The following is a 7,760-nucleotide window of genomic DNA, read 5'->3' on the forward strand; positions in this document are numbered from 1 at the left end:
AATAAAACTTATAATTATTATTAATAAAATAACTAAGATAGTAATTCCATATCCATATTCATAAGTTAACTCAGGCATGTATTTAAAGTTCATACCATATATACCAGTAATTATACTTATGGGTACAGCAGTACCTGTAAAAATCGTAAGCCTGGTTATTAGGTTATTTGTCTTCTCTGAAACTTTTGAAGAATATATATCTAATAGTTTATCTGCCAATTCTCTAGTGCTTAAAGAAAAACTATAAAGTTTATCTATAGATAAGTCTAGTCCCTGCAAAAGCTTCTCATATTCCTTTTCCAAATAGTTATTTCTAGTCTTTTCCTTTGAGAAAAACTCCATGCCATCTTTCAGTAGTGTATCCATCATATACGTTAAAGGCCTGATGTTTTTTACACAACATCTGCATATGGATCTTACATGACTTATCTTGCTAGATATATCCTCATTTACTTCATTTATAATATCATCCTCTATTTCTAGTATTATCTCCTCTACCCTTTCCAAATTCTCAAACTGATTAGAGATGATGATTCTAAGAATACTAGAGTATATAGTGAATAAAGATAAGGTTAGGTTTGATTTATAATAGAAATTTTCACGCATTAATTGTTTTATTTGCTCATATACATCGTTTTTTTTCCTTATAAGAATAAGAATATATTTCTCTGATAAGAAGATGTTTATCTCCTCTATTAGGATATCTTCTTCGTTTATTTGAAAATTAGCTAAAGTAAAAAATATATAATCATCTAAGATATTTACACTTACTTTTTCATGATAAGAAAGACAGTTTTTATAAGCTTGATTATTTATTTTTAAAGTGTTTTTGAAAAATTTTAACTCCCAGGGGTTACATATGATAAAGTGGTAATCCTCATTAAAGTGAATCTCATCTATATTTTTGGTTATTTTCTTTGTATTTAGGTTTAATATATGCATTTATATATTTCTCTCCTTGGTTAAAACTAAATTATGACTATTAATTTAGTTTTATCTTTTTTTAGTTTATTATTCAGTGTTAAATATTTCTAGATTAAAACAAAAAGTTGCTGTAATATTATTATGTAAACAAAAAACTATGTTAAAGTTAAAAAATGCTATTTTTACCGTACAAGAACAAATGTTCGTAATGCTAAAAATGGGCATTTTTATTATATCTTTCTAGTAATCATAAAGGATGTACCATTTTTGATACACCCTTATAAATTGATATATTATAATAATAAATTTAAAGTTTATGAACTAATCTCTTACAAGCAGAGATTTTTACTCTTTTGTCGATAAGCAGGTCGTAATCCTCGCAAACAAACTTATTTGAAGACCAAAAACTTCTAGCTGCATCATTTTTAGGTGTAAGTAAAATAAACTCAATATCATCGATGCTCCTTAATAAGCTAATAAAACTACCTATAATCTTACTTCCTATACCCTTTCTTGTGGGATTTACAGAAAACCATTCTATCTTTGCATAAAGTATTTTACTATCATTGTACTTGTATTCTATGTATTTATTAAAATCTTTACCTTTTAAATTTTTAGCTTCTTTATAATAGTAGAAGGATTTTTTGTCTGGGTAATACAATCTGAAATTCAAGTTTAAATGTATGTTTTTGCCATAGTTATTTTTATTATAAATACTGTAATAACCTTTTCTTTTTGAACCTATATATGTAAAGTTTGGATCTATATGTACTATGCTGTCTACTAGTTTATCTAATTTTTTACAAATATCTTTTATTATCTTTTCATCTTCATTTACTTTAGTTTTATTAATCATATAATCACCCCAAATAATATATAGTAATCTATCTTTAAATATTTAGTCTATTTTTAGATCTAGAGTGTCTTATATGTATAGTTCTACATAAAATCGCTTATTCCTATATTTAATATATCCTTTAAATATTATCATCACTGTGCCATTTTATAATTTTTATCATATAAATATAGTACGTAGAAGTTCTACTAAAAATAATCAACATGGAGTGTAATATTATGGACAAAAACTGTACAAACAAATGTAATTCTTGCAATTTGTCTTCATGTAAGGAATTAAACGCAGATAAAGCTTGTAAAAATAAAAAAGTTTACTGCTCTGGTAAAATGGATTCATCATCTTGCCCTATGTGTATAATTCCTTTAAACTGTGGAGATTTTCAAATTTTTAATATTTTATGTTGCTCTATTGGGCGAACTGTGGGGTTAAAATTAGAGGGAAGCGATTGTATATTAAGATTAAAAGTTTGCCAAGTTAATCAATGTGCTGTTATGGGCAAAACTTCTTCTGGAAAAGGTCCTATTTATATTAAATTAAGTTCTATTCAATATGTAGACTTAGGTAAAGAAGTTTATATTAACCCATTATGTAATGAAGCTAGTTGTGTTGGTTTACAAGGACCAACTGGACCACAAGGACCAAAAGGCGAAAAAGGAGACATGGGTCCACAAGGACCAAAGGGTGAAATGGGACCAATGGGCCCAGCCGGTCCAAAAGGTCCTAAGGGAGATAAAGGTGATATAGGTCCACAAGGCCCTTCTGGAGCTCCTGGAATACCTGGAGCATCAAGTAAGGGAATTAAAGGAGATATGGGTCCACAAGGACCAAAAGGTGAAACAGGACCAATGGGTCCAATGGGTCCTAAAGGAGATACTGGTTCACAAGGACCAGCTGGACCACAAGGCCCAAAAGGTGAAACAGGGCCAATTGGCCCAGCCGGACCAAAAGGTTCTATAGGTCCACAAGGCCCTGCAGGTACTCCTGGAACTGTTATTCCTACTACAATACCTGAATATGAATATAAAAAGAAAAAATACCAAAATAAAAAATAGTATAAAAAGAGATGTCTCTAAATGATTTTTTTATCATTAAAAGAGACATCTCTTTTTAAGTAAGGTGGTTTTAATAGCACCTACACAGTAGCTTAAAGTGGTAATTAGGATATATTGTTGATGGAATGATTATCAATTTTTCATAAATGAAGTATTTCACTTGCTCGTTGCGCAAATAAGTCGCTCAAATAAAGCAAACTTTTTGTTAGATAGAAAAGTTATATTAATAAAATATCATATTAATGAAAAATTATATGTTTTTTAGGAATAATAGTCTATGACAATAATATTTTTGGAGGTAAATTTATGGAATTGATGATGAAAATGAAACAAGGTTCATGGGCTCTTCACGAAGCATCTGAACATACAGGTTTTATAAAAAAAATAGTAGATGGAACAGCATCAAAAGAAGGCTATGCAGAATATTTATTTAATTTAAGTGCTATGTATAAGGCAATCGAAGATACTATTGAAAATAATTTAGATAATGAAGTAGTAAAAGAATTTTCAACAAAAGAGCTTTATAGATACGAGTTAATAGAGAAAGATTTAAAATATTTTGCAGGAGAAAAATACGAGTTATTAGCTTCCACAGTAGCTTTTGTAGAAAGAATGAAAGAAATAAGTGATAGCAATCCAGAACTTGTAGTTGCTTATGCTTATACTAGATTTTTAGCAGATTTATTTGGAGGAAGAACTTTTTATCAATTATTAAGTGATAAATACGAGATAGCTCCAGAGGGCTTAAACTATTACAATATGAATGGTATAGAAGATATAAGAAGCTATGTAATGGGGTATGGAATGAAAATAGGCAAGATAAAATTATCTAAAGAATTAGAAGAAAAAATGCTGATTGAAGTGTCAAATGCATACATATATAATTTGGCAATTTCTTGTGAGCTAGATGCAAAATTATATGGTAAAAAAACTAGATAAATTCTAGAAAATGATTATGGTTAGTAATTGTTTTGTACAAAATGAGTATTCTATAAAAACTAATTTTGTATAAATTAAGGTAAGTTATTATTTTTAATTAAAAAAGGAGACTTATAGACTCCTTTTTTAATTTATTACATATTTTGCCTTTGTCATTTTGATATATTTCATGTACGCTTTAAATTTATATAATATACTTGACGATAATAGTTCTTGATATAAACTGTCAAAAACGTTATTACTTTTGGCGATGGTATCAAGTCATAAAGTTACTTGACACGCTATTTTCTAAAATTATATCTAGTAAACATTGGTTGTAAAAACTCTTGAATTTGAGATTTATATGGTTGTAATTTAATAAATCGTTTTTCAAGTTCTTCTTTGATTGCTTCAAAATCATATTCATTGTTATTATTACAACAATTATATTTACACTTGAAAGCTTTCCAAACCTCTAATCCCTGATATGGATTTGCTGTACCTATATATAAATCATCTTCACTATCTACATATAGTATTCTTCCACCATAATTATATCTATTATCCAGTCCATCTAAGAAAACTGGTTCAAAATCTAGTCCATCTCTCGATACATATAAATTAAATCCAAAAGGATATTTAAATACATTTAATAGTTCTACTACTAACTCATATATTTCTATTAAAATATCTACTATAAATTCTGGTAATGGTAAATTATCTTTATTAGCTAATAGTAATTCTAATATAAGTTGCATATTTGTAGCGTCATCAAAGGTACTTATAAATAGTTTTTCATTATATTCTTGTATTTGCCAAGCATATACGTTAAATGGATTATAGAATCCTGACAAAATTCCAGATACACTATTTGGACCTACTACAACTTCATAATCATCATATTTGTCTATTCTTACTATATCGCAACCTCTTGGTATAGCCCATGCTAAAGGTAATTCTTTAGTTCCACTAACATATAGATGATTTTTAAACACTCCCATGCTCAATGGATATACATTATCTTCATCACCAAAGCCATTATCTACTACTAGTGTCCAATCATTAACTTTAGGCTCCTCTTTATTAGTTCTCCATACTTGAATACCATTTTCTGTACTTGTTGCCACGTATATGCGATTATTAAATACAGCCATATTTGTTATTCCACCTTGAGGGTTTTTATTTGGATTTGTACCCTCTGGTGTTTCCAGCTTCCAAGGGAAGAATTCAGGATCTTTACTACTATACAACAAAGTCTCTGGACCTTGACCAGTTTCATCTATTGCTGCTAAATATAACTTGTCTTTATGAACTACCATAGCTCTTGATGAAGTTCCAGTTATAGTACTATTTGGTTTAACATCAGATAATACTTTTTCCCACACTGTACCATTAACAGATTTATATACTTGCATATATCCCTCTGTAGCGGCAGATGCGGCATAAAGAGCTGGGTTTCCGTTGAAAGGTTTAAAATTAACCATATATCTAAATCCATATTCTTTTTCATCTTCAACTGTAAACACTTTTTGCCAAGAATCTGGACAGTCTTTTTTATATCTCCAAATTTCAGCTTTATTGTCTTGATTTGGAACATATATAGATGTTGGTATATTTAGAGAATCTCCAAAATAAGTTTGAATAATTACAAGTAATATATTTCTACCGGTACCTACATATATATAATCATCTAGTTCGCTCATTGACCAACAATAATTATTTTGTCTAGCATTTTCTAGATTATTGTAATCTAATCCATTTTCAGGTGTTAAACTTTTAAAATTATACATTATATCACCAACTTGTTATTGATATAAATAGGCATTAAATGCATACCTATTTATATCAATATATGATTATCTTCGTCAATTTGTTTCTATATTTTATGAAAACTTATTTGTTATTTAATGGTTTAGTTGTCACCAATTCTAATTTGTTGTATTATTTTTGATTTTAGTTTTTAAATTATCAAGTTTTTCTATAGCTTCTTCTAGACCATAAGATGCAGACTCCTCATATAGCTCTCTTGCTTTTTCATAGTCAACTTTCATTCCATAGCCTTTTTCGTACATTTCAGCGATATTAAATAAGACTATAGATATTTCTTCTTCATCATCTATGATTCTAGCATCATTTAAGGCATCTTCATAAAGAGCTAAAGCTTTTTCATAGTCAACTTCCACTCCATGTCCCAAAATATACATTTCTGCTAAATTACTTTTTGCAATTGATTCATTTTGCTCTATAGCTTTTTCATACCATCTTATTGCTTCTTCGTAGTTTTTCTCTATTCCCAGTCCTTCTTGATAAATATACCCCAAATTACACTGAGCATCAGAATATCCTAAGTTTGCAGATTTTTCATACCATATTCTAGCTTGCTCAAAGTCAACATCTACACCTATGCCTTGATTATACATATATCCCAATTGATACATAGCTACTTCACTTCCAAGCTTAGAAGCTTTTTTATAAAGATCTATGGATTTATTATAATCTACTTCTACACCTTCACCATATCTATACATCATAGCCAGGTTACAAAGGGCATTTTTATTATTTTTCTCAGCTGCTTTTTCATACCACTCTATGGCTTTATTATAATCTATCTCAGTACCTTGACCCATTTTATACATAACACCTAAATTATAAGCTGCATTTGAGTCTCCAAGGTTTGCAGATTTTTCATACCATTTAATTGCATTGTTGTAGTCTTGATTTACACCTAATCCTTTTTCATACAAGTATCCAACATAAAAACAAGCAAACTCTGTCTTAGAGCTTTTAAACCAATAAAGAGCTTTTTCATAATCCACATCAATATCTATTCCTTTAAAATACATATTTCCTAGAGCATATTGTGCATCTTTATATCCTTGATTTGCTGATTTTTCATACCACTTCATAGCTTTTTTACTATTTGTCATTTTATAATACTTTTCATCTGCTTCTATTTTTGTTTGGAAATATTTTTCCAATCCTTCTATTCCATCCTCATAAAAAATACCCATTATATATTGACTATGGGAATTATCTTGAAGAGCTGACATTTTACATAAAACCATAAATTTATCAAAATTTTGTTCTTTATTCTCTCCACAAAAATATTGTACTGCTTCTTGTAATTTGTTATAAGCATCTATTTTATTAAATTCGTATATGTCATTGTCTAAATTACTCATGTATTTCACCTCTAAGTATCATTTGTATTAACAAAATCATTATATTTACTTAGGTATTATATCATAAATCATATCTGTATCTCATACATTTAGATTCACATGAATTAATTCTTTGATTCTACTGCCCTACAATTAAAAGTACCACAGGAAAAGTAACTACACAAAATAAAGTGCTCATAAATAATAGTACCGACGCATATTCCTTATCTTTGTTAAAACTTTCAGCAAAAATTGGCAACATAGCAGCCGTTGGCATAGCATGAAGTAATACAATAATCTTCATTACCTTTGTAGGACCTGGAAGAGCAGCCATGATAATGTATACTATAATAGGTACAACCAAAAGTTTTAAAAACACTCCGTAATACAAAGAAATATCCTTCATATATTCCTTAAAATTTACATTGGACAAAATCACACCGACAATAATCATAGAAAGTGCAGAAGTAATTCCTCCTACCATTTCTATTGGCTTCATTATAATTGATGGAATCTCTATTCCAAATACCATAATAATTATTCCAATAAAAACAGCTACAATAGAAGGATTTGCAAACACTTTTTTTACATTTTTCTTGTTAATACCTCCTGTGAACAAACCTACTCCATAAGTCCACATAAATATAGTAAATAAAACATTAAATATAGATGCATAAACTAATCCTTCTTTACCATATAGACCTTCTATAATTGGAAATCCCATAAATCCACAATTTGAAAATACATTTGAAAATTGAATTATATATTTATCTTCTTTTTTTAGTGGTTTTAGTAAAAGTTTAGATATTATTATAGCCACAACTAGTGTTATTCCACTATAAAGTGTAC

Annotated in this window: 7 protein-coding genes; 2 read left to right on the forward strand and 5 right to left on the reverse strand. The window is 28.8% G+C overall.

Features of this window, described 5'->3' with window-relative positions; all coding sequences use genetic code 11:
* The coding region (locus NSA58_RS12445) for a CorA family divalent cation transporter (RefSeq protein WP_257560514.1) at positions 1-942 on the reverse strand (942 nt) is incomplete at its 3' end.
* A gap of 289 nt (positions 943-1,231) precedes the next feature.
* Entirely contained in the window at positions 1,232-1,780 is a 549-nt protein-coding gene (locus NSA58_RS12450) for a hypothetical protein (RefSeq protein WP_039679860.1), read from the reverse strand.
* A 218-nt stretch (positions 1,781-1,998) separates the two neighbouring features.
* On the opposite strand from NSA58_RS12450, the gene NSA58_RS12455 reads away from it, so the two are divergent.
* The gene (locus tag NSA58_RS12455; protein ID WP_139045067.1) at positions 1,999-2,832 is read left to right on the forward strand and encodes a collagen-like domain-containing protein; all 834 of its coding nucleotides are present in this window, start codon (positions 1,999-2,001) and stop codon (positions 2,830-2,832) included.
* Positions 2,833-3,138: 306 nt separating this feature from the next.
* Complete coding sequence (locus tag NSA58_RS12460; RefSeq protein ID WP_074079564.1) at positions 3,139-3,771, forward strand: biliverdin-producing heme oxygenase; 633 nt, start codon at positions 3,139-3,141, stop codon at positions 3,769-3,771.
* 281 nt (positions 3,772-4,052) lie between these two features.
* Here NSA58_RS12460 and NSA58_RS12465 read toward each other — a convergent pair whose 3' ends face one another.
* The 3 genes from NSA58_RS12465 to NSA58_RS12475 form a co-directional block, all read right to left on the reverse strand.
* The gene (locus NSA58_RS12465) at positions 4,053-5,540 is read right to left on the reverse strand and encodes a hypothetical protein (protein ID WP_074429772.1); all 1,488 of its coding nucleotides are present in this window, start codon (positions 5,538-5,540) and stop codon (positions 4,053-4,055) included.
* 138 nt (positions 5,541-5,678) lie between these two features.
* Complete coding sequence (locus NSA58_RS12470; RefSeq protein WP_052232994.1) at positions 5,679-6,932, reverse strand: tetratricopeptide repeat protein; 1,254 nt, start codon at positions 6,930-6,932, stop codon at positions 5,679-5,681.
* A 118-nt stretch (positions 6,933-7,050) separates the two neighbouring features.
* Positions 7,051-7,760 (reverse strand): AEC family transporter (locus tag NSA58_RS12475; protein ID WP_257560515.1); only part of this gene is annotated, 710 nt, incomplete at its 5' end.

Source organism: Terrisporobacter muris (genome assembly GCF_024621905.1).
Taxonomy (GTDB): domain Bacteria; phylum Bacillota; class Clostridia; order Peptostreptococcales; family Peptostreptococcaceae; genus Terrisporobacter; species Terrisporobacter muris.